The sequence below is a fragment of the Parazoarcus communis SWub3 = DSM 12120 genome, from assembly GCF_003226565.1.
Lineage (GTDB): Bacteria > Pseudomonadota > Gammaproteobacteria > Burkholderiales > Rhodocyclaceae > Parazoarcus > Parazoarcus communis.
The window spans coordinates 191,930-216,261 of record NZ_QKOE01000002.1; the positions used below are offsets into that span (position 1 = coordinate 191,930).

A 24,332-nucleotide genomic window follows, 5' to 3' on the forward strand; every position below is an offset into this window, starting at 1 on the left:
GTCTAAAGTTGAATACCGCCGCTGCCGATAAGAGCGTACGGCGGACTGGCGTATTGGTGGGCTGTGGATGTGATGGCCGGGCAGGATCCCGGTTCGGTAGCGCGTATAACGATCGGGAGGAGTGAGACATGTTCAATTCGATGAGCCTGAAGTCGAGGCTGCTGGTTTCGGTCGCCATCGCGGTGATCGGCATGCTGGCGCTGGCCGCCTTCCAGATCTCCCACCTGCGTACGCAGTTGCTTGAGGATCGCAAGGCAACCTTGCGTGCAGCGGTGGACATTGCAGCGTCGACGGTGGCTGATTTTCATGCCCGCGAGACCAAGGGCGAGCTGTCGCGCGACGAAGCCCAGAAGCGTGCCAAGGAGGTGTTGCGCAGCATGCGCTATCTGGGTACGGAGTATTACTACGTTTACGACAGCAAGGCGATGGGGGTGGTGCATCCGGTGCGCCCCGAGTATGAAGGGGCCAGCCATTGGGAGCGCAAGGACAAGGCGGGGCGCTACACCGTCCGCGACCTGTTGGCGGCTGCACAGGGCAGCGGTTTCACCAGCACGCTGACACCCAAGCCGGGTAGCGATGTGCCAGTCGAGAAGCTGCAGCATCTGCGCTTTTTTGGCCCGTGGGACTGGATGATCGGCACCGGGCTTTACGTGGACGATCTGGATGCGTTGTTCTACGAGCAGCTTGCCAAGGCGGCGGTCGTCATCGTGCTGGTGCTGCTTGTGGTGATCGGGGTGACGTGGATGATTGCGCGCTCCATCCTGCGCCAGATCGGAGGCGAGCCCGCCGAGGTGATGCGTCTGATGGAGATCGCCAGCCGGGGCGATCTGACGCTGGAGCTGAACAATGCGCCGGCGGGTAGCGTACTGGCGTCGCTGGGCAACATGCTGGGCGGTTTGCGTCAGGTGATGCGTGAGCTGGGGCAGAGCGCAAGAGGCCTGGTCACCAATGCCGAGCAGATCTCGACCGCGGCCGAACAGGTCTCGATTGCCTCGCGTACCCAGTCGGACGCTACGGCGGCGATGGCCGCTGCCATCGAGGAATTGACCGTCAGCGTGACCCATATCTCCGAGAGCGCGCTCGATACCGAGACCAATTCGCAGGAGGCGGTCAGTCTCGCGGGCAATGGCGAGGAAACGGTTCGCCGTGCGGCCGAGGAGATCGGACGTATTGCCGAAGCTGCCGGTGCGACGGCGGTTCGCATCAGTAGCCTGAGCGGACGGGCGGACGAGATCTCGACCATTGCAGGCGTGATCAAGGATATTGCAGCCCAGACCAATCTGCTGGCGCTCAATGCGGCCATTGAAGCGGCGCGCGCAGGTGAGCAGGGGCGTGGCTTTGCCGTGGTGGCCGACGAGGTGCGCGGGCTGGCTGAGCGAACCGCGGCAGCGACGGTGCAGATCGAGCAGATGATCACTGCCATGCAGGCCGAAACGGGCGATGCGGTGGAGGGGATGAAGCTCGCGATGCCCTTGGTGCAGCGGGGCGTGGGGCTCACCCAGGAGGCTGCCGAGGCCTTGCATACCATCCGGACCGGTGTCGGTGGTACGCTGGAACGTGCCCGTGAGGTGGCCCTGGCCACCCGCGAGCAGACGGCCGCCAGCACCGCGATATCGCAACAGGTCGAGGCAGTCGCGCAGATGGTCGAGGAGACCAGCGCAACCGTGGTCAGTACGGCGGATTCGGCCAAGGCGCTGGAGCAGATTGCGGCCGATCTGGAGCGGGTGGTGGCGAAGTTCCGCTACTGATTGCTGGGGTGTATCCCGATCAGTCCCAGCGCTTCGAAATCTCCACTCCTGGGCTGCAGCACCAGAAAGGCGGCGGGGGCGAGGTGCTCGCGTGTGAGGGCGACGATATTCGGCTCGTGTGTCACCAGGATCAGATTACGCCTGCCGTGATGGCTGGCGATCAGGGTACGCAGCGTGGCGGTGTGACGGGAGGCGTCGTCCGGGTCCAGGGCATCGAGCAAGGTCAGTTCGGCCAGTGGGGTGCCGGATTCAAACGCCAGGTGCGCGGTGGCGGTGGTGCGGCAGTAGGGGCTGTGCAGCACTTCGCCCACCGGGATGCCGCGGCGCCGGAAGCTCTGGCCCAATGCCCGTGCCTCGGCCTTGCCATGATCCGACAGCCGCCGCTCGCGCAGGCAGCTTGGGTCGCGCAACAGCGCGCTGCCGCTGCCGGGACCCGAGGCGACGGAGGCATGGCGCATCAGTACGACGTGTCCGCCTTCGGCCAGTCGCCCCCACAGCAACTCCTTTGCCTGAGCCGCTGAAACGGCCGTACCGCCCAAGGCCTTGCTCAGGCCGGGCAGCATTCTTGCACTGCAGTCCATCTTGTCTCCCCCTCCGCCAGGTGACCGGTATCCTGTCTTGGTGGGCTGTCGCGTCTGGTGCGTGGATGCACTCTGGTTTCACGGCAGTCTGCAGGGTTCTGTTACCGGTCGATGTATTGATTTATTCGGGTCAGCTCCGAGGTCGGTAGTGCACGTGGTGGGCGCTATGCGGGTGCGGATGGCTGTGACCATGTGCCTGCGACGAGGCACTGACCTCGACGCTGATCAGGTTGAGGCTGCCATGGCGCACGCCGCTTTCGGCCATGATCGATTCGGCAAAGCGTCGCACCCCGGCGGTCGGGCCGCGCAGGATGGCGCATTCAATACAGTTGTCGTGGTCGAGATGGGCATGCAGCGTGGACACGGTGAGGTCGTGGTGGTCGTGCTGCAGCCCGGTCAGGCGTTCGGCCAGATCGCGTTCGTGATGGTTGTACAGGTAGCTCAGCGTGGCGACGCATTCACCGTCGGCTTCGCTGCGCTGACGTGCGCTTTCGAGCTCGCGCCGCAGCAGGTCGCGCATGGCCTCGGAGCGGTTGCGATAGCCTCGTTCGGCAATCAGCGCATCGAAAGCGCTGGCCAGATCCTCATCCAGGGAGATGGTGATGCGTTCCATCGACGTCTCCGCGTCATCGTTCGTATTGTGTCGTGAGCTTAGCACGTTGGCGGGCGTGTGCTCAGTGGGCGTACTGCCCGGCGCGGGGTGTCTCACGCGGGAGGGCCGTGGTGTGTGCCGACCCGGCGTCAGCGCGGGGCGTCGAGCGACAGGCGCCGTGTTGCCAGCCGTGCGATCAGGGCGTCGTCATGAGAGGCGACGATCATGGTCAGGCCACTGCTCGCCAGGACCGTGGTGATATGGTCGGCGCTGCGCGCATCGAGCGAGGCGGTGGGCTCATCCAGCAGCAGTACGCGAGGCTGCATTGCCAGCACGCCGGCCAGTGCGGCCAGCCGTTGTTCGCCGCCGGACAGCGCATGGACCGGACGTTCGGCAAGGTCGCCAATGCCGACCTGCAGCAGTGCTTCAATGGCGCGTGCCTGCGCCGCGGCGGGGTCGAGCCCCTGGTTGAGTGGGCCGAAGGCGGCATCCTCGAGCACGGTCGGGCCGAACAACTGATCGTTGGAGTCCTGGAACAGCATGCCGATGGGACCGCGCAAAGGCGCAAAATCCGCCTCCCGCCGGCAATCCCGGCCGAGCAGGCGGATGTGGCCCGCATCGATCGCCACGAAGCCCAGCAGGCTTTGCAGCAGCGTGGATTTGCCGGCACCGCAGGGGCCGAGCACGAACAGACGTTCTCCCGCATGCACATCAATGTCGAGCTTGCCAAACACGGTACGTCCACGACGACTGACGCTGAGCCCACGGGCTTCGATCAGCGGCGTGTCGGGTAGGGACGAGGATGCGGCGCCTTGAGTCATGTGATCAACAACCAGCCGGCACCAACGATGCTGGTGCTGGCCAGAAGCACGGCAAATGCCAGCGTTGCCGCCTGGCCCATGGCCGGCCGGGGGCGTCCGGCAATACGGTCTTCGGTTTGAGGCCGTGGCGCCACGTGCGGCGCAAACCCGCGAGCGCGCATTGCGATGCCAATCCGTTCCGCGCGCAACATGGCGTGCACCAGCAACAGTGCGACTTGTTGTGCCAGCACCTGCACGCTGCGGCGATCGCAGCGTGCCTGAAAGCCGCGTGCACGCATCGCGCGGTCGATGCGGCGGCGACTGTCGTCGAGCAGGCTGAAGTAGCGCACCATCAGGGTCAGCAAGCGTGCCATCTTGTGCGGCAGGCCCAGGCCTGCCGCTGCCCGGCCGATGGCGAAAGCGTCCATACCGGTGAGCAGGCCGATGCACCACAGTGCGATGGCGTTGGTGCGCAACGAGATCAACCCGGCCAGTTCGCGTCCAGCGGCAGAGGCCGTGATGCCATCCAGGCTGAGACTCCAGGGCAAGGTCAGCCACAGCATGGCGACAAACAGGTTGACCACCAGCATGCGGCGCAACAAGTGCAGGCGCTCGGACGATTGCCAGAGCGCAATCGACATGAGCGCTGCACCGCCTGCAAGGCCCACCACCAGCCATCGCGGGTCAGCCAGCAAGGAGATGATCGTACTTGCGATGACTGCCAGCGCCAGACGCAGGCGGGGTGCGCGCGGAGGGGGGGGAAGGGTTTGTGGGTGCGCGTTCATGATCGCAAGGGCGCCAGGGCCTGCGGCATCATGCGCACCAGCGTCGCCACGGTGAACGCACCAATTGCGCCATCTGCGGCCATGACCGGCAGGTGGGCGAGGCCAAACAACACGATCAGTTCGCCAAACATCCGGCCACCGGACAAGGTCAGCAGACCACCCGCCAGCAGTGCAGCACCACCGATGCCGATCACGCCGCAACCCGCGCCGGCCAGCAAGGCCTGGCGCCGCGAGGCCTTTGGGCCGACCTGGGCGTGCAGCAGATAGTGGGCGATGACGCCGGGCAGGGCCATGATCAACAGGTTGGCGCCGAGTACCGCGAACCCACCAAACGAGAACAAGGCTGCCTGCAGCAGCAGGGCCACGCACAGCACCGGAAACACCGCCCAGCCCAGCAGCAGCCCGGCCAGTCCATTGAGGATCAGATGCACGCTGCCGACACCGACCGGCAGATGGACGGTGCTGGCGACAAAGAACACCGCGCCCAGCAGTGCGGCCAGGGGCAGCTGCGCTTCGTTCAGCCGGCGCAGGCCGATGGCCACCCCGCCCACGGCCAGGGTGGCGCTGACCAGCAGCACCGGTGCGCTGAGCACGCCATCGGCCAGATGCATCAGCGCCTCCGCTTTGCCATGAACCAGGCGCTCAGCCCGGCCAGGCCCAGTATGTAGCCCAGGCCGCCGAGGATGTCCTGCAGCCGGATGCGTGCCTCCAGCCGGGCGATATCCTCACGCAGCAGGCGCACGGTGTCGGCGTCCAGCGTGCTGCCTGCCGCAAGCCGCAGCGCCTGGGTTTCGGCGCGATGGCCTTCCTCGCCCTCCACCACGACCCGGTACGCGGCGAGCGGTGGTGCCAGGATGCGGAAACGACCATCGTCGCCCGTGGTGCCCTCGGCCAGTTTTGCGTCATTGCCCGGATCATGAATGTCGACAAACAAGCCGCTGGCTGGTGACAGGTCGGAGTAAAGGGCCTGACCGACGACCGCCCCGCCTTCGGCCTGTGCGCTGACCCGCAGGCCGTGAGCAAATGTTTGGGCACTGCCCGCAAGCAGACCCAGCGCCAGCGTGGCGCGGCACACCATATTGGCAAGGGTGGGGCGGGCGGACATCATCGCGACGGCGGGACCTGGAAACTGAGGATGTACTCGATGGAGACGGTGGTGTAGCGCGGGTCGCCCTTGACCTCGGTGCGCTGGCCGGCCCAGATCTTGTTGAAGCCGGCGCTGGGCACGATGGAGGCGAGCCCCTCGGCATCGCTGGTCACCCCCGGGGCGTCCTCGTCAATGGCCAGCTTGATGCCAGCGGCAGGTTTGCCGTCGACCAGTACGCGCAATTTCAGGGGCACACCGGCTTGCGGCTGGAGCGGCTCGACCGGCACCAGCTCGAAAGGCTGGCCCCAGGCTCGGGTGGCACTGTCGGTCCATTGTGCGATGGTCTTGTGGTACTTCATCGCATGGACGCCGCTGGTGGCGCCGGCAACCTCATTCATCGGCTTATTGACGCTGCGCCCGCCGTCGGGCTTGCTCCAGATGCCGTTGTCGAAGCGCATCAGCAGTACCGCGGCCTTGCCACCGACCTGCAGTTGCACCCCCTCTGCCGTGTCCCGGCGCTCGACCGCCAGTGCTGCGCCATTGGTGGCAAACGCGCTGACTGCGCCCACCTTGCTGGCGGCGTAGGGCTCGGTCTTGCCCTCATGACCACCGAACACGACGCGGTACTGCCCGTCGCCTCCGGCGGGTTCGAGCCAGGCGGTGTGGGCGAGCACGGTACCGGCGGTGCCGACCAGGGCGACCGCAATCACACCTTTTGAGAGCAGCGTATGAAGTTTCATGGGCGTATTGTCTCCGATCAGAAGCTGAATTGGGCACCAACACGCAAGGTGCGGGGCGCACCCGAGGCGTAGCCGATGGTATTGACGGCGGTGGCGTATTCGCGGTCGGTCAGGTTGTCGATGGCGGCGTACAGCGTATAGGGCTGATTGCCCGCGGGGGTGTAGGCCAGGCGCAGGTCGAGCACGTCATAGCCGCCGTAGTGCTGGGTATTGGCGGCATCCACTTCGTAGCGGCCGATGCTTTGCCAGGTCAGCGTGCCTTGCCAGCCCGGCAGGGGACGCCAGTTGGTTTCCAGCGTGGCGGTGTGGCGCGGCACACCGGTGACCCGGTTGCCGACCAGCGCCGCATTGCCGTTGCGGGTGATCTTCGAGTCGGCGGTACCCAGTGCGAGGCGGAAGTCGAGGTCGTCGTGCGCCAGCCAGTTGAGCTCGAGCTCGTAACCGGTGCGGCGGGTGTTGCCGAAGTTCTCATACACGCCGGGCGACACGGTACGGATCTCGTCGGACGACTTCATGCGGTAGGCCGACAGGTCGATGACCAGTCCTGGCAGTGCAGTGATGCGGGTGCCGATTTCGGTCTGGCGGAACACATTGGGATCGAGATCGGCGGCGCCCAGCGCGTACTTGGCAAAGTTGCTCGGCAGCGCGAAACCCTCAGCCCAGCTCGCACGCAGTTCGATACCTCTGGCCACTTCCGAGCGCACACCGAATTTGGGTGAGGTGTGTTCGACCGGGGCCATGCGTATGCAGGGCGAGGTGTCGGTTTCGGGGCCGTTGAAAGAGCACTTGCCGGTAAAGCGATCCCAGCGGATGCCGACGCTGGGCTTGAACAAGGCGTGCACCACCGCTTCTGCCTCGCCGAACATCGACAGGCTGTTCAGGCGGGAGTTGCGGTCGTTGGCGGCCGGTGTGACGCGGCGGCGGTTGTTCAGGCCGTCGTAATATTCGTAGTCGGTGGATTCGCGGAAACCTTCGATGCCCGCCACCCAGTGCAGTGGAATACCGTTGTGGTGGTGTCCGTTGAGGTTGAGGCCAGCGCCTTCGACCTTGCGGTCATAGCTTTCCTCGCGCTGGCGCATCACGCCGCTGACCGGTCGGGTAAACCAGCGGCTGAAATCCTGCCGGGTGGCGTAAGCAAAGCCGAGCAGCTTCAGTTCGTCGTTGATCGCGTAATGAATGTCGGTGCGGAATGTGGCGAAGTTCTTCTCGGCCCCATCGTTCTGCACGCCCGCCGCCTTGGCGTAGGGGTCCGCCTTGAACTGGGCTTTGTTGAGGTAACCGGGGTTATCTGCCTCGGCCTTGTGTACCCGGGCCGACAGCGCAATGCGCAGACCACCGGTCAGATCCACGCTCCAGCGTCCGGCCAGCGTACCGCGCCACGAATCGGACTGCTCGCGAAAGCCATCGCTGCGCCATCGCTGCGCGGCCAGATTCAGATGCTGAGTGTCGGACAGCTTGATGCCGAGTGCGGTCTGCGCATCGACGGTGCCGAAGCTGCCTGTGGCCAGGTCGACCTCGCGGTATTCGCCCCCCTTGCGGGTTTCAAGCTCGACGCTGCCGGCGCGGTTGAAGTTGCCGTACAGCGCCGAAACCGGGCCCTTGCGCACCGTCATGGTGCGCAACTCGAGCGGCACGATGACGTTGAGATCGGCATAACCGTCAGCGTGCGACATCGCTTCGTTGAGTGGAATGCCATCGACGCTGAAGGCGATATCGCCTCCGTGGCCGCCGCCGCCAAAACCGCGCAGTACGATGGAGTCGGCGACACCGGTCAGGCCGAGGCCGCGGATGTCCATACCCGGCACCTGACGGTACAACTGCTGCACCTGATTGACGCCGCGCGCACGGATGTCGTCGGTTTCCAGCCGGGTGCTGGTGAAGGTGGCGCTGCCACCGGCCATGGCCTGGCCCTTGACTTCAATGCTGGCCAGCGCCGCTTCGCGACCATCGTGAGCAGCGGCGGGGCCGAGGCCCAGACTGGCGACCAGGATGGCGTAACAGGATTTCACCCGCAAGGCGGAACGGTTGGAGGCCATGTGCGTGTTTAGTGTGAACGTTAAAAAAATTCGTATGATTTATTGTATGAGGCTTTTAGCAAACTTCATACCCGGTTCTTTCGTTCCGGATTTGCCCCAGCAGAACGGCCCCGCCCGCGCGCCTTGCGCACGAGGTGGACGATGTGTTGCCGTGTTGACTGGCGATGCGCAAGGCTTGCTGGCAGTCATGGTCCGGGACAGCGGCGGGTGGATCGACGATAATCGGCCATGCCCCAAACTGCCCAAACCGCTCCAACGCTTGCCGCCGCGCCCGATGTCGCGCCGGCGCGCCAGGTGTCCTCACTCCGTGGCTTGCTGCCCTTCTTGCGCCCCTATCGCGCACGCATCGCGCTGGCCTTTGTGCTGCTGTGCCTTGGTTCGGCCACCTTGCTGCTGGTACCGCTGGCGTTTCGCGATCTGATCGATTTCGGGTTTGGCAGTGCCGGCGGCCAGGCGCCTGCCGGGGCGCTCGATGGCCACTTCCTGCTGCTGTTCGCGCTGGCGGCGTTCTGGGGCGTGGTGGTGGCGGCGCGCTACTACACCGTATCCTGGATCGGAGAGCGGGTGACGGCGGACCTGCGCAGCGCCGTGTATGCACGGGTGCTGAAGCAGTCGCCGCAGTTTTTCGAGACCTTGCAGACGGGTGAGGTGTTGTCGCGCCTGACCGGCGACACCACGCTGATCCAGACCGTGGTCGGCAGTTCGGTCTCGATGGGCTTGCGCAGCCTGTTCCAGTTCGTGGGTGGCATGGTGATGCTGGCGATCACCAGTTTCAGCCTGTTCGCGCTCAATTTCGGCTTGATGGCCTTACTGGCCTTGCCCATCGTGCTGATCGGGCGCCGCGTGCGGCGGCTGTCACGCGAGTCGCAGGACCGCATTGCCGATGCCTCGGCGCTGGCTGGCGAGATCCTCAACGCCATGCCCACGGTGCAGGCCTTCACCCAGGAGGCGCGCGAGGCGGGTCGCTTCGCCGAACGTTGCGAGACCGGCTTTGCCACCGCCATCCGCCGTACCCGGGTGCGTGCGGCGTTGACGGCAATGATCATTGCGGCGGTGATGGGTACGATCATCTTCGTACTCTGGGTCGGCGCCCAGCAGGTCCGGGCCGGCAGCCTCAGCGGTGGCGAGCTGGCGGCCTTCGTCCTGTATGCGGCGCTGGTGGCCGGAGGGGCCGGTACCTTGGCCGAGGTGTGGGGCGACGTGATGCGCGCGGCCGGTGCCACCGGCCGGCTGCTCGAACTGCTGCATGCCGAACCCGCGATCCGCGAGCCGGCACTTGCACAGCCCGCGCGCCGTCCGCCGCAGATGACGATCCGGTTCGACCACGTCGGCTTTGCCTATCCTGCACGTCAGCAGACCCGTGCGCTCGACGACATCAGTCTGGAGATTGCCGCAGGTGAACGGGTGGCTCTGGTCGGGCCGTCGGGGGCGGGCAAGACCAGCCTGTTCCAGCTGTTGCTGCGCTACTACGAGATTTCCGCCGGGGCCATCCTGATCGATGGCCAGGACATCCGCAGCCTGGCGCTGGGTGCATTGCGCGGCGATATTGCGCTGGTGCCGCAGGATCCGGTGATCTTCTCTGCCAGCGCGCTGGAGAACATCCGCTACGGTCGCCCCGATGCGGACGACGATGCGGTGCGCGCAGCGGCAAGGGCGGCCGGTGCGGACGACTTCATCGCCCGTCTGCCGGAGGGCTATGACACTTTCCTGGGTGAGCGTGGCACGCGGCTGTCCGGTGGTCAGCGCCAGCGCATCGCGATTGCCCGCGCCATCCTCAAGAACGCCCGTCTGCTGTTGCTCGACGAAGCGACCAGTGCGCTGGATGCTGAATCCGAGATCCTGGTGCAACGCGGACTGGACGTGGCGATGCAGGGTCGCACCACGCTGATCATCGCCCACCGCCTGGCCACCGTGCAGCGCGTGGATCGTATCGTCGTGCTCGATGGCGGGCGCATCGTCGAAGTCGGTACCCCGGCAGACCTGCGTCGCCAGGGCGGGCTCTACGCGCGCCTGGCCGCGCTGCAGCTCGATCATTGAGGTCTTTCATGTCTACTCAAGCCAACAACCCCCTGCATGGCATCACCCTCGAGCGCCTGCTCACGGCCCTGGTCGAGCACCACGGCTGGGCTGAACTCGGCCGTCGGGTGTCGATCCGCTGCTTCACCCACGATCCCAGCATTGCATCCAGCCTGAAGTTCCTGCGTCGCACGCCGTGGGCGCGTGAGCAAGTGGAGGCGCTGTATGTGGAGATGGTGGAGACCGGTGGCACAACCACTACGTACCGTCGCTGAGCTGGAGGCGCGCATCATCAAGCTCCCGCATCGGGGCCAGACAAGCAGCGGCGCCAAGCCCGAGCATCCTTTTGTTGGGTTGTGGAGATTTTCGATGGTGGCATTGTCATGATCCCGGCGCGATAATCGGCGATTCGTTTCAGGTTCCATCGATGTCGATGTCTTCTGCTGTTTCCAATGTTTCACCCCGTCCCGCGACCCGTCGGGAATGGTGGGGGCTGGCCGTGCTGGTGCTGCCCACCTTGCTGCTCGCGCTGGACATGACCGTGCTGCATCTGGCGGCGCCGCATCTGAGTGCAGACCTGCAGCCGAGCAGTACCGAGTTGCTGTGGATACTCGACATCTACGGCTTCATGATTGCGGGCTTCCTGATCACCATGGGCACCCTGGGCGATCGTATTGGCCGGCGACGGCTGTTGCTGGCGGGGGCGTTTGCGTTTGGTGTGGCCTCGGTGCTGGCGGCGATGTCGACCAGCGCGAGCATGCTGATCGTCACCCGTGCGCTGCTGGGCATCGCTGGCGCGACCCTGATGCCGTCCACGCTCTCGCTGATCCGCAACATGTTTCATGTCGAGCGCGAGCGGACCGTGGCGATCACGGTGTGGATGACCGGTTTCATTGTCGGCAGCGCCATCGGTCCCCTGGTTGGCGGTGCGTTGTTGCAGTTCTTTCCGTGGGGGGCGGTGTTCCTGCTGGGGGTGCCGGTGATGCTGGTGTTGCTGATCGCCGGCCCGTTGCTGTTGCCGGAGTTCCGTGACGAGGCAGCCGGTGCGCTGGATCTGCCGAGTGCGTTGCAATGCGTGACGATGATGCTGACGGTGATCTTCGGCATCAAGTCGATTGCGCGCGACGGAGTCAGCCTGCTGGCAGGTGGGGCGATCGCCCTTGGCGTGGTGATCGGTGTGCTGTTCGTGCGTCGTCAGCGGTGTCTCGCGCAGCCGATGTTCGATCTGGCCTTGTTTGCAAACCGTGGTTTCTCGGCGTCGGTGACGGCAATGTTGCTGACCATCCTGGCGCTGTCGGGCACCTGGTTGATGATCTTCCAGTACTTGCAGGGCGTGCTGGGGCTGTCGCCGCTGGAGGCCGGCATTGTGATGTTGCCGCCCGCGCTGATGCAGGTGGCCGCATCGATGTGGGTGCCGCGGCTGGCACGCCGCTTTCCGCCTGCGCAGCTGGTCAGTGCCGGTCTGTTGCTGGCGCTGCCCGGATTCGTTGCGATGATGCTTGTCGGCGGGCCGGCTTCGGTATGGTTGCTGGTGGGTGGGGCGCTGCTGATGGGGGTCGGGGTGATGCCGATGATGATCCTGGGCACCGATCTGGTTGTCGGTGCAGCACCACCGACCAAGACCGGTGCGGCCGCAGCGACGTCGGAGACCGCATCCGAACTTGGCATGGCCCTGGGTATCGCCATCATTGGTAGCGTGGGGGCCGCGGTCTACCGTCGCCAGATGCTCGACACCCTGCCTGCGGAGCTGCCGCCCATGCTGGCCGCAGCGGCCGTCGATACCCTGGGCGGCGCCCTGGGTGCGGTGCAGCAGCTCCCGCCGCCACTTGCTGAGGCCTTGCTGAATGCAGCCCGCAACGCGTTTTCTGAAGCGCTTCACGTGAATGCGGTCATCGGTGCGGTGATCATGGTGGCGACGGCAGTGATTGCAGCGGTGTTTCTGCGTCGCAGTCCGGTTGCGGTGGACGGACAGGCGGGGCGCCAGCACTGAGCATCGTCCGTGCCTGGTTGCGGTATTTCCCCTGCTCGCAGCAGGGGCGTATAGTGCGGCCTCTTTTCCGGCGGGCGATGGTCCGCGTCGATTCAAGGAGTTCGCATGAGCACCCTGCCCGCCTGTCCGCAGTGCGCGTCCCAATATACCTACGAAGACGGCGACAACTTCGTCTGTCCCGAGTGCGCTCACGAATGGCCCAAGCTTGCTGCGGTGGTGGCCGATGAGGTGAAGGTGGTGCGCGATGCCAACGGCAATGTGCTGCAGGATGGCGACAGCGTGACCGTGATCAAGGATCTGAAGGTCAAGGGCTCGTCCTCGGTGGTCAAGGTTGGCACCAAGGTCAAGAACATCCGCCTGGTCGATGGCGATCACGACATTGACTGCAAGATCGACGGCTTTGGCGCGATGCAGTTGAAGTCGGAGTTCGTCAGGAAGGCCTGACCGACTGCCACCCGTGCAGGGTGGCAACCTGCCGGGCAGGGATCAGATCAGCCCTTCGGCCTTCAGTGCAGCCTGAACGGCCGGGCGCGCGGTGACGCGGGCCTGGAAGGCGGTAATGGCGGGCCAGCGGCTGAGGTCGAGCTGGACGAACTTCATCCAGCTCAGCACGGTGTAGAGATAGGCATCGGCCACGCTGAAGTCGGCACCCATCAGGTAGTTGCGGTTTTCAAGATGCTGCGCGACATATGCCAGGCGGCGCTCCAGGTTGGCCATGGCTGCCGCGCGCCAGTCCGCGCTGGCGTTGGGGTTGAAGAAGGGCGAGCATGATTTGTGCAGCTCGGTACCGATGAAGGTCAGCCAGCCTTGCAGCTGGTAACGCTCGAGGCTGCCGTTGGGTGGCGCGAGCTTCTTGTCCGGCACCTGGTCGGCGAGATACTGCACGATCGCGGGGCCTTCGGTCAGCAAGGTGCCGTCGTCCAGTTGCAGTGCCGGTACGTAGCCCTTTGGGTTGATCTGCAGGAAGTCCGCGCCGCTGGCCGTGAGCTTGGTCTGCAGGTCAACGGTCTCGAGCTGATGTGGAAGGCCGCATTCCTCAAGGATGATGTGGGGTGACAGTGAGCAGGCGCCGGGCTTCAGGTAGAGCTTCATCGCACGTTTTCTCGAGGTGGTTGGGGAAGCGGGATTATGACGAATTGACCGGGTGCCGGGCAGTGGGGTGTGCGTCAGGCCTGGTTGGGCGGCACGATGCCGTAACGCTTCATCTGGCGATAGACGGTGGCCCGACAGATGCCCAGTTCGGCTGCGACCGCGGTGACGTTCCAGCGTTGCCGGCGCAGGGCGGCCTGCAGCACGGACGCTTCATCGTGGGTGCGGGCGATCGGGGCGGATGCGTCCGGTACGGGAGAAGGCTCGATGCGGGTCATCAACTCTGCGGGCAGGTCCTCGATGTTGATCGTGGTGCCGTCGCATACCGCAAGCGCAAACCGCAGCACGTTGCGCAACTGGCGTACATTGCCCGGCCAGTCGTAGGACAGCAGTGCGGCATGTGCGGCCTGATCCAGCCGGGCCCGGCTGTCGAGTTCCGCGCTTTCGGCTGCCAGCAGGCGCTCGATCAGGTAGTCGCGGTCGAGGCGCTCCCGTAACGGCGGCAGGTACAGGATGGCGCCACACAGCCGGTAATACAGGTCCTCGCGGAAGCGTCCTTCGGCAATCAGTTTGCGCAAGTCGCGATGCGAGGCTGCCACCACGGTCAGTCTGACCGGCACCGGCTTTTCTGCACCGAGCGGCAGCACTTCGCGCTCGGCCAGCACACGCAGCAGCCGGGTCTGCAGATGCAGCGGCATGTCGCCGATTTCGTCCAGGAACAGGGTGCCGCCGTCGGACTGCTGGATCAATCCGCGCATGCCCTTGCTGCGGCCACCGGTAAAGGTGCCGGCGGTATAGCCGAAGAGTTCGCTTTCGATCAGCGATTCGGGAATGGCAGCGCAGTTGACCGCAACAAAAGGCTTGCTGCTGCGACTGCTTGACTCGTGCAGGGCCTTGGCCAGCACTTCCTTGCCGGTGCCGGTCTCGCCGTGGACCAGGATGTTGACCGGACGATTGACCAGACGTGAGGCCTGGCTGATCAGGCGCTGCATCTGCGGATCATCGCCGGCCAGACGTTCGAGTGCAGGCGCGCAGGGGGTGTCGGCGGTGGACGGCATGATCCGCTGTGGAGTGACCCGCGGTGCCTGGACGGTGCCGAAATAGACTTCGCCACTGCCGGTGGACAGTGCACTCCGGTCTGCACTGGCGCCGGCTCGGGCAATCCGCCAGATGGCATCCATGCCTTCGCGGAACACGTCGCTCAGCGGACGGCCGATCAGTGTGTCCGCGCCCGGCCCGTTACGTAGCGGACGCAGTGCCCGGCGTGCGCCACTGTTGGTGCCGACAATGACCCCGTCGCCATCGAAGGCGAGCATGATCTCGCCGGCCACATCCACCATCGACCATGCCGACCCCAGGCGCAGCACCCAGCGGTCGCGGAAGTAGCGCAGGAAGTTGGCATCCTCCACCATCTGCGCATACATGGTCACCATCTGCAGGGCCAGATGCTGGCTTTCGCGCGGCGACGGGGAGGTGAGTGCGGAAACGTCGAGCACGCCGAGAAAGCCGCCGGTGGGGTCGAACAGCGGTGCGGCATTGCAGGTCAGGCTGATGTGGGTGGCGTCGAAATGATCGGTGTGGTGGACCGTGATCGGGGCCTTCTCGACGATGCAGGTGCCGACCGCACAGGTGCCCGCGCGCACTTCGCTCCAGTCTGCACCCAGATACAGGCCCGACTGCTTCAGTTCGCGCGCCCAGGCATCGTTGCCGATGAAGTCCACCGCAATGCCGTGCGCGTCGGTCAGCAGCAGCACATAGCCAATGCCGGCCATGCGCTTGTACAGCTGCTCCATGCCGGTCCGGGCAACACCGAGGAACTCTTCGATCTGGTCCTTGTGTTCGCGCAGTTGCGCGTGTTCGACGATATGGGCGCGCGTCGGCCGACAGGGGTCAAGGCCGTAATCGCGCACGCAACGGACCCACGAGCTGTGGATCGGGTCGGATGCGGCGGCGCCGGTCTGGGATACGGCGAGCACATTGTCGATATGTTCCCGCTGGGATGGGGCCAGCATCTTGTCTCCTCCTGCAGGCGGTGTGATCACCCTGCCCGGTTGCGGACCGTGTATCGGTCTCTGCGTGTAACGGTACAAGTTACTCCTCCCTCGACGGCGACTCAAGAAAAAAGGCGGGGTGGCGGTCAGGCACACCCCGGAAAAACGCCTGGAGGAGGGAGTCAGGCATCTGGATCGTGGCCCCCGGACCCGCGGTGTCCGGGGACATCGGGCTTACTTTTCGGGGAAGCGCGGATCCCACAGCTTGCGCTTCAGGTCCTTTTCATGGGCCATGCCTTTGGGCGCGCTGACCAGTTCCAGCTGCAGCCCCCAGGGTGACAGGAAGTAGACCCAGGTCAGGCCGGCTGCGGGCCCTTCGGTGAAGGTGCTTGGTGTGCCGAGTACGCGGACGCCCTTGCTCTTGAGCGCGGCGACGGCGGCGTCCATGTCATCGACGTAGAAGGCAAGGTGATGTCCGCCGATGTCGCTGTTGCGCGGGCCGCGCCGGTTCTGGTCCGGCGAGCTGTATTCGAATACCTCGAGGTTGGTGCCGTTACCGCAGCGGACCATCTGGAAGTCACTGATGACGGCGCGCGGATGCACGTCGAGATGGCGGCTCATCCAGTCGTCCTCGAACTTGAAGGTACCGAAGGTGAAGGACGGCTCGCAGGCCAGCACATCCTTGAAGAAGGCGACCGCTTCCTTCATGTTGGGCACCGTGATGCCGATGTGCTGCATGCCGCGCATGCCGGGAATCGGCGCGGCATGCGCGGTTGCGGTAGCGCCTGCCAGGGTGGCGGCGCAGGCGAGCGTGGCGCACAGGCGTTGGAACAGGGGGCGTGGCATGGTGGGTGTCTCCTTGATGTTGATGAAGCGCGGTCCGGCAGCGTTGGCCGGACCGCCGGGGTGAAGTGGGTCAGATTTCGCGGCGTTGCATGGCGCCGGCGATGTACTCCGCCTGGCGCACTGCCAGTGCGACGATGGTCAGCGTCGGATTGGCCGCCGAGCTGGAGGTGAACTGGCTGCCGTCGGACACGAACAGGTTCTTGATGTCGTGGGTCTGACCCCACTTGTTCAGGACGCCGTCGCGGGCGTTGGCGCTCATCCGGTTGGTCCCCATGTTGTGGCTGGCCGGGTAGGGCGGCATGTCGATCACCCGGGTCGCGCCCACCGCCTCCGACACCTTGCGCCAGGCCGCCAGGCCATGACGGCGCATTGCCGCGTCATTGGTGTGGTCGGTCTTGGTGACGATGGGGATGGGCAGGCCGTACTGATCCTTCTCGGTCGGGTGCAGGGTGATGCCGTTCTCTTCCTGCGGCATGTCTTCGCCGCACACCCATACGCAGCTCATGTGGTCGTACTGTTCCAGCGCCGACGTCACCTCGCGTCCCCAGCCTCCGGGCTTCATGAAGGCGGCGGTGAAGGGCAGATGCAGCGCCAGGCCTTCAAGGTGATAGCCGCCCAGGAAGCCGCGGTCGGGGTTGAGCTGCGCCTCGTCCGAGATCACCGCGGCAATGTCGAAGCCACGGTACATGTACACCGGCCCCTTGTGGATCGCCACGGCGGCGGCGGTGGTATGGTTCATGTAGTTCTTGCCGACCTGACCGGAGGAGTTCGCCAGACCGTTGGGGAACAGGCTGGAGGCAGAGTTCAGCAGCAGCCTTGGCGACTCGATCGAGTTGCCGGCCACGCACACCACGCGCGCCTTCTGCAGGTGCTGGCGGCCGTCCTTGTCGGCGTAGAGCACACCGCTGACCTTGCCCGACTTGTCGTGTTCGATCCTCAGCACCATGCTCTGCGGACGCAGTTCGGCCCGGCCGGTCTCGATGGCGCGCGGAATTTCCGAGTACAGCGTCGACCACTTGGCGCCGATCTTGCAGCCCTGCATGCAGAAGCCGATCTGCTGACAGGCCGGGCGACCATCGTTGGGCCGGGTGTTGGAGGCGACCGGCCGGCTGATGTCCTTGTAGCCGACCTTCTTCGCGCCGGCCGCGATCACCTTGTAGTGGTTGTTGGGCGGCATCTCCGGCAGACCGCTGGCCTTGGTGCCGGCCACGCCCATCTTGCGTTCGGCGATGTCGTAGTAGGGGGCGAGCTCGTCGTAGCTGATCGGCCAATCGATCACGTTGGCGCCCTTGACCTCGCCGTAGGTGCTGCGAGTCTTGAAGTCGTGCGGCAGGAAGCGCAGCGCCAGGCCGGAAAAGTGCATGGTCGAGCCGCCCACACCCTTGACGATCCACGCCGGCAGGTTGGGATAGGTTTCGGTGTGATGCCAGCCGCCAGCCGAGATGCGCTTGTCCAGCCATGAGATCTTCTTGAACATGGCCCACTCGTCGTTCTCGAAGTCGGCCTGGGTGTAGTGCTTGCCGGCTTCGAGGATGACCACATTCACCCCGCGCTGGGTCAGTTCGTCGGCCAGGGTGCCGCCGCCGGCGCCCGAGCCGATGATCACCACTACGCCGTCATCGTCCAGCGAGAATTTCGCTTTCATGGTTTGTCTCCTTTGGTGTTATCGGGGGCCCGGTTTCAGGCGTCGTTGTCGAGCCAGTCGATGTCGTCGAAGCCCCGGTTGATGTAGCCGCCCTTCTCCCAGGACGAGCCCTCGTAGCCAAACAGTGGCCACACCGCCTTGTTGTCGTAGAAGCCGGTGACCAGGTGCCCCTTCACCTTCTGGAAGAAGGCGCCGTGCTCGATGACGTAGAGCAGGCTGAGGCGGTCGCTTTCCTTGGGCAGTTCGGTGTAGGCCTTCTTGAAACGCAGCTTTGCCAGCCGGTCCAGCGCGGCCACGCCCTCGGTCAGCAAGGCCTTCAGCTTGTCGTCCTGTGCCGCTTGCGCTTCCAGTGGCTCGAGCGCCTGCAGGTAGTAGCGGTCGGAGATACGGTCGTGCGGGAAGATGTCGCGTGCCAGTTGCAGCAGGGTCTTGCCGTTGGCGGCGCCCAGTACCTTGAAGTTGGCGGCCAGGGCTTCATCGGCCGGCATCATCAGGGTGGCGGTGGACAGTGCGCCGACACCCAGGGCGGCCATGCCACCCCCCTTGAGGAAGCCGCGACGGGAGAGGGTGACGCGTTTTTCAATGACGCGCATCGGTGGGCGCGATGAGGTATTGCTCATGGTTGTCTCCTTGCTGTTATTCAGGCCGTTTGGCCGGTTCTCTGCGGAATCGGGGGTGGTGCGGTGTCAGGTGCCGTTCTCCTCCTCGCACTCACCAAGGACGTCGGTCAGCATTTGCTGCAGGCCGTCGGCCAGGGTTTCGATATGGATCGGGGTGCCAAGCTGGTCGGCGCAGGAGGTGGTGGCGGCGTCGAGCCGGGCGACGTCCTCATCCGGGCGGCCGAGGGCGCGGCACAGCAAGGACCAGTCCGGGCGCTGGAGCAGGGTGCCGGTGGTCAACAGCACGCCATGCTGACGGCGCAGCTGTGCCAGCCCGACCAGCTTGCGGCCATCGGCAATCACTTCCCATGGCGACAGGCCGCCGAAGCAGGCCCAGGCCAGGGCGGGGTCGGATTGACGCCGGGCCAGTTCGTCCGGCGCCAGTGCATGCGCGGCGATGCCGAAGTCGCGCAGCAGGCCGGCATGAAGGATGCCCAGCCAGCGATAGCTGGTGACGGTACCGCCGGCCAGCAGGCGGTGGTGAGGCGGCAGGACCACCGAGGATGACAGCATCCAGGGACCGGTCAGTACGGCGCCGCCACCCGCACGGCGTTGCACCAGCTCGCATTGGGTGCGCGCTGCCTGCACCGCTTCGTCATGCAGCACCGCCTGGGCGCAACCGAACACCACGCCCGGCACCGGGTAGGCCCACACGCGTACGCGCGGTGCGGTCACCGGTGCGGCAAGCTGGCGCGTGTTCCAGTCCTGCTCGGCGGTTGCATGGGCCAGTGTCAGCGCGCTGCAACTGCCTGTCGTACGCTGACGCGTGCCGGAAGGGGCGAGGGCAACGCTGGGCATCAGTCGAACTCCGCCTGTTCCAGCCGGCGCGCGATCTCGCCGAGGAAGAGGGCCGCGGGGTAGCCATCCACCGCGCGGTGGTCGAACACCAGGGTCAGGTTGACGACCGGGGCTGCGACCACGGCACCGTCCTTCACCACGGCTTGCTGACGGGTGCGGCCAACCCCCAGGATGCCGACCTGCGGTGGGTTGAGTACCGGACTGAAGCGGTCGATCGGGGTGCTGCCCAGGTTGGTCACGGTGAACGTCCCGCGCTGGTAGGCGCCGCCGGTCAGGGCGCCGGCACGGGCGCCTTCAGCGAGCTGTCGGGTTTCGGCAGCGAGCACCGATACCGGCTTGGTGTCGGCATGGCGGATCACCGGCACCATCAGGCCGTCGTCCAGCGCGACTGCGACGCCAATGTTGATGTCGTCGATCAGCTCCACCTCCTTCTCGCGGATCAGTGCGTTCAGGCGGGGATGGGCGCGCAGTGCCTGAGCGACCGCATGTAGCACGAAGGCATTGAGGCTGAGCTTGTCGCCGGCAGCGGCACGTTCGCCCCGCAGGGTCTCGACGCGGCTCAGGTCCACGTCCACCGAATGCGCCACCCGGGGTGCCTGCCAGCCCTGCGTCATGTTGCGTGCAATGGCGCCGCGCAGGCCGGTCAGCGGCACGGTCTGGCGTGCCGCTGCACTGGCGCCTGGAGGGTGGGTCGCCACACTCGTGGTCATGGCTCAGGCCTCCAGCTCGGCGAGTACGGCGCCGCGGCCAAAGGTGTCCTGCTCGGCGACCTTGAGCCTGACGATACGGCCTGCCGCGGGCGCGAAGACCTCATGGCTGGTCTTCACCAGCTCGGCAACGGCCAGCACCTGACCGGCCTCCACGCGATCGCCTTCCTTCACCTGCCATTCCTGCAGCAGGGCTTCGGTGCCTTCATCGACGTCGGCCCACACCGCGTCGTCGAGGATGATGTCTGTCATGTTGTGTCTCCTGAAGGGTCAATCGAGTTTGAAAGTCATCAGCCCGCGCACGCTGGCGACGATGTTGTCCACCTGTGGAATGGCGAACTGCTCCAGCGGATGGCTGAAGGGAATGGGAACGTCGGGCACCGCAAGGCGGCGCACCGGTGCCTTGAGGCGCAGGGTGTCGAGGTTCTCCGCCACCAGTGCGGCGATTTCGCCGGACAGCCCGTAGCTCAGGTAGTCCTCGTCCGCGACCAGCAGACGCCCGGTCTTGGCCACCGAAGCGAGTACCGCGGCACGGTCCAGCGGGACCAAGGTGCGCAGGTCGAGGATTTCGGCCGAGATGCCCTCGGTGGCGAGCTGGTCGGCGGCCAGCATCGACTTCTGCACCATCTGCGACAGGGTCACGATGGTCACGTCGCTGCCTTCGCGCACCACGCAGGCCTCGCCGAAGGGAATGGTGTATTGCGCTTCGGGGACTTCGTTGGTGCTGCCCTCGAAATAGGACATCCAGCTCAAACCCATGATGCCCTTGTGATAGAGGAAGATCACCGGGTTGTCGTCGCGGATTGCGGTGGTCATCAGGCCCTTGGCGTCATAGGCATTCGACGGCACGACGACCTTCAGGCCAGGTACGTGGGCGAAGATCGAGTACAGGCACTGAGAGTGCTGTGCGGCATCGTTGTAGCCGCCGCCGATGCCGGTGGTGATCACCAGCGGGTACTTGCAGGCGCCGCCCGACATGTAGTGGTTCTTGGCGATATGGTTGTAGATCTGGTCGAAGCAGACGCCGAAGAAGTCGACGAACATCAGCTCCGAGATCGGCCGCAACCCTTCAGCCGCGGCGCCGAGGGCCGCGCCCATGAAGCCGGTTTCGGAAATTGGCGTGTCCATCACGCGCTCCGGGCCGAACTGCTCGAGCAACCCGGTCGTGGCGCTGAAAATGCCACCGTACTTGCCAACGTCCTCGCCCATGACGAAGACGCGTGGATCGCGCGCCATCTCCTGCGCAGTGGCTTCCGAGATCGCCTGCGCCATGGTCAGGCGGCGGGTGGTAGTGGTCGTGCTCATGCGGATCTCCTGGGGGTCAGTCGGCGAAGACGTGCAGCAGCGCGTCCTGCGGTTCCGGATAGGGGCTGTTGCGACCGAAGTCGTAGGCGGCCTGGACGCGTGCCGAGACACGGGTGCGCAGTGCAGCATCTGATTCGTCGTCGAGCAGGTCGCGACTGCGCAGCAGGGCGCCGAGCGCGGGAATGGGGTCGTGCTGGCGCAGGGCTTTTGCTTCGCCCTTGGGGCGGTAGGTTTCCGGGTCGCCCTGGAAGTGGCCGTAGTAGCGGTCGGTCTTGACCTCGATCAGGGTCGGGCCTTCGCCGCGGCGCGCGCGCGCCACCGCCTCGCCAGCGGCTTCGAACACTGCCACCGCGTCGTTCTTCTCGACCAGCACGCCTGGCATGCCGTAGGCCACCGCGCGGTCTGCGTTCGACGCGATCGCGGTGGAGGCGGACTTCTCCACCGAGATGCCGTACTTGTTGTCCTCGACCACGAACACCACCGGCAGCTTCCACAGCGCAGCAAGATTCAGCGCTTCATGGAAGGCGCCCTGATTCGCCGCGCCCTCGCCAAAAAAGGCAATCGCCACCGCGTCGGTGCCCAGCTTCCTTGCCGCCAGCGCGGCGCCGCAGGCTTGCGGTGCGCCCGCCCCGACGATGCCGCTGCAGGAGAACTTCACCGCCGGGTCGAACAGGTGCATGTGGCCGCCTTTGCCACGACCCAGGCCGGTGGCCTTGCCGTACATCTCGGCGGTCATTGCGTTCAGGTCCACATCCTTGGCAATGGCGAAATGGTGTGGGCGGTGAGCCCCGACCACGGTGTCGTCGCGGCGCAGGTGGGCGCATACCCCGACGGCCACCGGTTCCTGGCCGGCAGCCAGGTGCATTTCGCCGGGCACCGGACCGGCGCCGATGTCGAAGGCCAGTCCCTTCTGGATCTTTGGCGGGAGCTTGGCTTCGAGATAGACCTTGGCCATGGTCTCCTCGTACTCCCGGATCTCGACCATTTTTTCGTACATCCACAGCAATTGTTCAGTTGTCGCTTGCATCGCTGCAACGCCTCCTCGTCGATGGGTGGTGTTCGCGCTGCGGTCATAGGTGGGAGCGGGGCGCTCAGCCTGCTCTGCCTTGCCACTGCGTCTGAGGCTGACATCGCAACTTCGATGCCACCGTTGCGCCGGCTGTATTGGAGTGCTTGCAGGGTATTGAAAATAAAGAGAATGGTTGCTCAGGTCACACAAGGGGCGGGTCCCGCTGTCGCTGCGGCGGGCGAAAGACTGTCGCAGCGCGAGCGACACCTGTCGCAGGCGGGGCGCAACAGTTGCGACCCGGGTGTTGCGGGTGTCTGGCGCTAAGGCATTGATTTGGAAAGGAGCGGCTTCATGGCACCGAAAGTGCAATGAGCAGCTTCGGTACGTGGGCACCGCTGCACCGGGAACGGTCAGCGTGATGGCCGCGATATCGAACCTGATGATCCGCACCAAAACAAAAGGAGACACCCATGCACACCCCCTTTCCTCAATCGCGTCGGGCCCCGAAGCGTGTCCTTGCCCTGTCCAGCCTGTGTGCTGCGCTGGCCGTGGCATTGCCAGCCCAGGCCCAGGTCACCCTGGACGTGATCGGACCGCACGAATACGACCTGCCGGTGGGTTTCAAGCCGTTCAACGTATTCGTGCAGTACGCCACCTTCCAGAACGGCTCACGCGCATGGGACAGTCGCGGCGATGACCGACGCGCGGCGGAAAAGACGCGGACCATCGTCGGCATGTCCAAGTACGTGCGCTTCTGGACGCCGGAGTCGAACCCGAACATCGGCCTGGCCTACGAGGTGATCCTGCCCGAGGTTGGCGTCAGCAACGACGCCACCAATACGTCGAACAGCGGCTTGGGCGATCCGCTGACCGGTCCGGCGATCTGGTACAAGCCAACTCCGAACTCCACCCTCGGCTTTCAGACCTTCTTCCAGATTCCGGTGGGCAACAAGGATGTGGGCGGTGGCGATGTCTGGAAGAACCTGTCCAGCCTGTTCTGGGATGTCCAGTTCCAGCGCTTCAGCTACACCGCCGACGCCGGCTTCGTGTTCTTTGGCGAATCCACTGCCGCCGATGCGCGGCCGGCGACCGTGTTCCACACCAACCACCGCGTGGGTTACAAGCTCAGCGATGCGGTTCAGCCCTTCATCGCGCTTGACTATGAACGTCAGGGTTCATGGACCAATCGAGCAACCGGGGTCAAGGTGGCGGCCAGCCGTGAAACGACGGCCGGTATCGGGGTCATGTTCAGTTACTACGGCAATCAGTCGATTACCGTGCGCTACTCACGTGGCGTCAGCGGTGAGGATCATGGCATGACCAACAGCTTCAATCTGAAGTACGCCTACGCCTGGTAAAACGCCCGGTCGCCGCTCCCGGGTGGCGACCGGCTCCAATGCATGACGCCGCCGGGTCTTGCGACCGGCGGCGTCATGCATTGGGCTCAGGCAAGAAAGCTGTCGATTACCACTGCCCCAGTGACTTCAGGTAGGCGACCAGTTCCCAGATCTCTTCGGGTGAAAACACGTCGCCCCAGGGGGGCATCGGCGTGGCGCCACGACCACCCTCACGGATCGTGTTGTAGACGTAATCGGGATCGAGCCCCTGGCGGTCGATGAACAGGGCGGGTTGATGGCCATGACAGAAGTCGGCGCATCCGGATTGATAGCGCGCCTTGCCGGCCGCGACCCGGGCCTTGTCGGTGAGGTCGAACGGTGGGCCGCCGGCGGCGTCCGCAACGACTTCCTGTGCGGGTGCGGCCTCGGGCAGCACGGCATTGAAGGCCAGCGCCGGGGCTGCAAGCAGGGTCAGCGCAAAGGGGAGGAGGCGATATGTTTGCATGATCTTCGAACCTTGGTTCTGTTGACGAACGGCATGCGGGACACCCGGAGGGGCCGGGTGTCCCGC

General features: G+C 65.3%; 25 protein-coding genes. 6 read left to right on the forward strand and 19 right to left on the reverse strand.

What is annotated here, in order from left to right:
• Nucleotides 1–128 precede the first annotated feature (128 nt).
• Nucleotides 129–1,748, forward strand: a complete 1,620-nt coding sequence (locus tag DNK49_RS04470) for a methyl-accepting chemotaxis protein (RefSeq protein ID WP_110523131.1) — start codon at nucleotides 129–131, stop codon at nucleotides 1,746–1,748.
• Here DNK49_RS04470 and DNK49_RS04475 read toward each other — a convergent pair.
• The 8 genes from DNK49_RS04475 to DNK49_RS04510 form a co-directional block, all read right to left on the reverse strand.
• A complete protein-coding gene (locus DNK49_RS04475; RefSeq protein WP_110523132.1) occupies nucleotides 1,742–2,329 on the reverse strand; it encodes a histidine phosphatase family protein in 588 nt (195 codons plus the stop codon). The two genes, DNK49_RS04470 and DNK49_RS04475, sit on opposite strands and share 7 nt — an antisense overlap.
• Before the next feature lie 130 nt (nucleotides 2,330–2,459).
• The gene (gene nikR / locus DNK49_RS04480) at nucleotides 2,460–2,942 is read right to left on the reverse strand and encodes a nickel-responsive transcriptional regulator NikR (protein WP_110523133.1); all 483 of its coding nucleotides are present in this window, start codon (nucleotides 2,940–2,942) and stop codon (nucleotides 2,460–2,462) included.
• Nucleotides 2,943–3,070: 128 nt separating this feature from the next.
• Nucleotides 3,071–3,742: an energy-coupling factor ABC transporter ATP-binding protein gene (locus tag DNK49_RS04485; protein ID WP_110523134.1), complete on the reverse strand. Its 672-nt coding sequence runs from the start codon at nucleotides 3,740–3,742 to the stop codon at nucleotides 3,071–3,073.
• Nucleotides 3,739–4,506, reverse strand: a complete 768-nt coding sequence (locus tag DNK49_RS04490) for an energy-coupling factor transporter transmembrane component T family protein (protein WP_110523135.1) — start codon at nucleotides 4,504–4,506, stop codon at nucleotides 3,739–3,741. Before DNK49_RS04490 ends, DNK49_RS04485 begins: the two co-directional genes overlap by 4 nt.
• Nucleotides 4,503–5,117 carry a cobalt transporter CbiM gene (gene cbiM / locus DNK49_RS04495; protein ID WP_110523136.1) on the reverse strand — a complete coding sequence of 205 codons (615 nt, stop codon included), beginning with the start codon at nucleotides 5,115–5,117 and terminating at the stop codon, nucleotides 4,503–4,505. Before cbiM ends, DNK49_RS04490 begins: the two co-directional genes overlap by 4 nt.
• Entirely contained in the window at nucleotides 5,117–5,614 is a 498-nt protein-coding gene (locus DNK49_RS04500; RefSeq protein ID WP_110523137.1) for a carboxypeptidase-like regulatory domain-containing protein, read from the reverse strand. Before DNK49_RS04500 ends, cbiM begins: the two co-directional genes overlap by 1 nt.
• Entirely contained in the window at nucleotides 5,611–6,333 is a 723-nt protein-coding gene (locus DNK49_RS04505) for a DUF4198 domain-containing protein (protein ID WP_110523138.1), read from the reverse strand. The genes DNK49_RS04500 and DNK49_RS04505 overlap by 4 nt, the downstream gene beginning before the upstream one ends.
• Nucleotides 6,334–6,350: 17 nt before the next feature.
• Nucleotides 6,351–8,369 (reverse strand): TonB-dependent receptor, encoded by a 2,019-nt coding sequence (locus DNK49_RS04510; RefSeq protein ID WP_110523139.1) that lies wholly within the window; start codon nucleotides 8,367–8,369, stop codon nucleotides 6,351–6,353.
• 228 nt (nucleotides 8,370–8,597) lie between these two features.
• On the opposite strand from DNK49_RS04510, the gene DNK49_RS04515 reads away from it, so the two are divergent.
• The 4 genes from DNK49_RS04515 to DNK49_RS04530 all read left to right on the forward strand — a co-directional run bounded on the left by DNK49_RS04515 (nucleotide 8,598) and on the right by DNK49_RS04530 (nucleotide 12,819).
• Nucleotides 8,598–10,406: an ABC transporter transmembrane domain-containing protein gene (locus DNK49_RS04515; RefSeq protein WP_110523140.1), complete on the forward strand. Its 1,809-nt coding sequence runs from the start codon at nucleotides 8,598–8,600 to the stop codon at nucleotides 10,404–10,406.
• A gap of 8 nt (nucleotides 10,407–10,414) precedes the next feature.
• Entirely contained in the window at nucleotides 10,415–10,660 is a 246-nt protein-coding gene (locus DNK49_RS04520; RefSeq protein ID WP_110523141.1) for a VF530 family protein, read from the forward strand.
• A 152-nt stretch (nucleotides 10,661–10,812) separates the two neighbouring features.
• Nucleotides 10,813–12,375 (forward strand): MFS transporter, encoded by a 1,563-nt coding sequence (locus tag DNK49_RS04525; RefSeq protein WP_207806884.1) that lies wholly within the window; start codon nucleotides 10,813–10,815, stop codon nucleotides 12,373–12,375.
• Nucleotides 12,376–12,480: 105 nt separating this feature from the next.
• Entirely contained in the window at nucleotides 12,481–12,819 is a 339-nt protein-coding gene (locus DNK49_RS04530; RefSeq protein WP_110523142.1) for a zinc ribbon domain-containing protein YjdM, read from the forward strand.
• A 42-nt stretch (nucleotides 12,820–12,861) separates the two neighbouring features.
• On the opposite strand, the gene gstA is transcribed toward DNK49_RS04530, so the two are convergent.
• From gstA to DNK49_RS04580, 10 genes are all read right to left on the reverse strand, one after another.
• Nucleotides 12,862–13,467 (reverse strand): glutathione transferase GstA, encoded by a 606-nt coding sequence (gstA, locus tag DNK49_RS04535; RefSeq protein ID WP_110523143.1) that lies wholly within the window; start codon nucleotides 13,465–13,467, stop codon nucleotides 12,862–12,864.
• Nucleotides 13,468–13,541: 74 nt separating this feature from the next.
• Complete coding sequence (locus DNK49_RS04540; RefSeq protein WP_110523144.1) at nucleotides 13,542–15,476, reverse strand: sigma-54-dependent Fis family transcriptional regulator; 1,935 nt, start codon at nucleotides 15,474–15,476, stop codon at nucleotides 13,542–13,544.
• A gap of 213 nt (nucleotides 15,477–15,689) precedes the next feature.
• Nucleotides 15,690–16,301: a VOC family protein gene (locus tag DNK49_RS04545; RefSeq protein WP_110523145.1), complete on the reverse strand. Its 612-nt coding sequence runs from the start codon at nucleotides 16,299–16,301 to the stop codon at nucleotides 15,690–15,692.
• 70 nt (nucleotides 16,302–16,371) lie between these two features.
• Nucleotides 16,372–17,946, reverse strand: a complete 1,575-nt coding sequence (locus DNK49_RS04550; RefSeq protein WP_110523146.1) for a GMC family oxidoreductase — start codon at nucleotides 17,944–17,946, stop codon at nucleotides 16,372–16,374.
• Nucleotides 17,947–17,981: 35 nt separating this feature from the next.
• A complete protein-coding gene (locus DNK49_RS04555) occupies nucleotides 17,982–18,566 on the reverse strand; it encodes a twin-arginine translocation signal domain-containing protein (RefSeq protein WP_243632236.1) in 585 nt (194 codons plus the stop codon).
• A gap of 66 nt (nucleotides 18,567–18,632) precedes the next feature.
• Nucleotides 18,633–19,403: a lipoate--protein ligase family protein gene (locus tag DNK49_RS04560; protein ID WP_110523147.1), complete on the reverse strand. Its 771-nt coding sequence runs from the start codon at nucleotides 19,401–19,403 to the stop codon at nucleotides 18,633–18,635.
• Entirely contained in the window at nucleotides 19,403–20,113 is a 711-nt protein-coding gene (locus tag DNK49_RS04565) for a dihydrolipoamide acetyltransferase family protein (protein WP_110523148.1), read from the reverse strand. The genes DNK49_RS04560 and DNK49_RS04565 overlap by 1 nt, the downstream gene beginning before the upstream one ends.
• Nucleotides 20,114–20,116: 3 nt before the next feature.
• Nucleotides 20,117–20,362, reverse strand: a complete 246-nt coding sequence (locus DNK49_RS04570; RefSeq protein ID WP_110523149.1) for a lipoyl domain-containing protein — start codon at nucleotides 20,360–20,362, stop codon at nucleotides 20,117–20,119.
• A gap of 18 nt (nucleotides 20,363–20,380) precedes the next feature.
• Nucleotides 20,381–21,415 carry an alpha-ketoacid dehydrogenase subunit beta gene (locus tag DNK49_RS04575; protein WP_110523150.1) on the reverse strand — a complete coding sequence of 345 codons (1,035 nt, stop codon included), beginning with the start codon at nucleotides 21,413–21,415 and terminating at the stop codon, nucleotides 20,381–20,383.
• Between the two features lie 16 nt (nucleotides 21,416–21,431).
• Nucleotides 21,432–22,442 (reverse strand): thiamine pyrophosphate-dependent dehydrogenase E1 component subunit alpha, encoded by a 1,011-nt coding sequence (locus DNK49_RS04580; protein WP_110523151.1) that lies wholly within the window; start codon nucleotides 22,440–22,442, stop codon nucleotides 21,432–21,434.
• A gap of 452 nt (nucleotides 22,443–22,894) precedes the next feature.
• Between DNK49_RS04580 and DNK49_RS04585 the strand changes: the two genes are divergently transcribed.
• Nucleotides 22,895–23,782: a transporter gene (locus DNK49_RS04585; RefSeq protein ID WP_110523152.1), complete on the forward strand. Its 888-nt coding sequence runs from the start codon at nucleotides 22,895–22,897 to the stop codon at nucleotides 23,780–23,782.
• 106 nt (nucleotides 23,783–23,888) lie between these two features.
• Here the strand turns inward: DNK49_RS04585 and DNK49_RS04590 are convergent, their stop codons facing one another.
• A complete protein-coding gene (locus DNK49_RS04590; protein ID WP_110523153.1) occupies nucleotides 23,889–24,266 on the reverse strand; it encodes a c-type cytochrome in 378 nt (125 codons plus the stop codon).
• Between the last annotated feature and the right edge of the window lie 66 nt (nucleotides 24,267–24,332).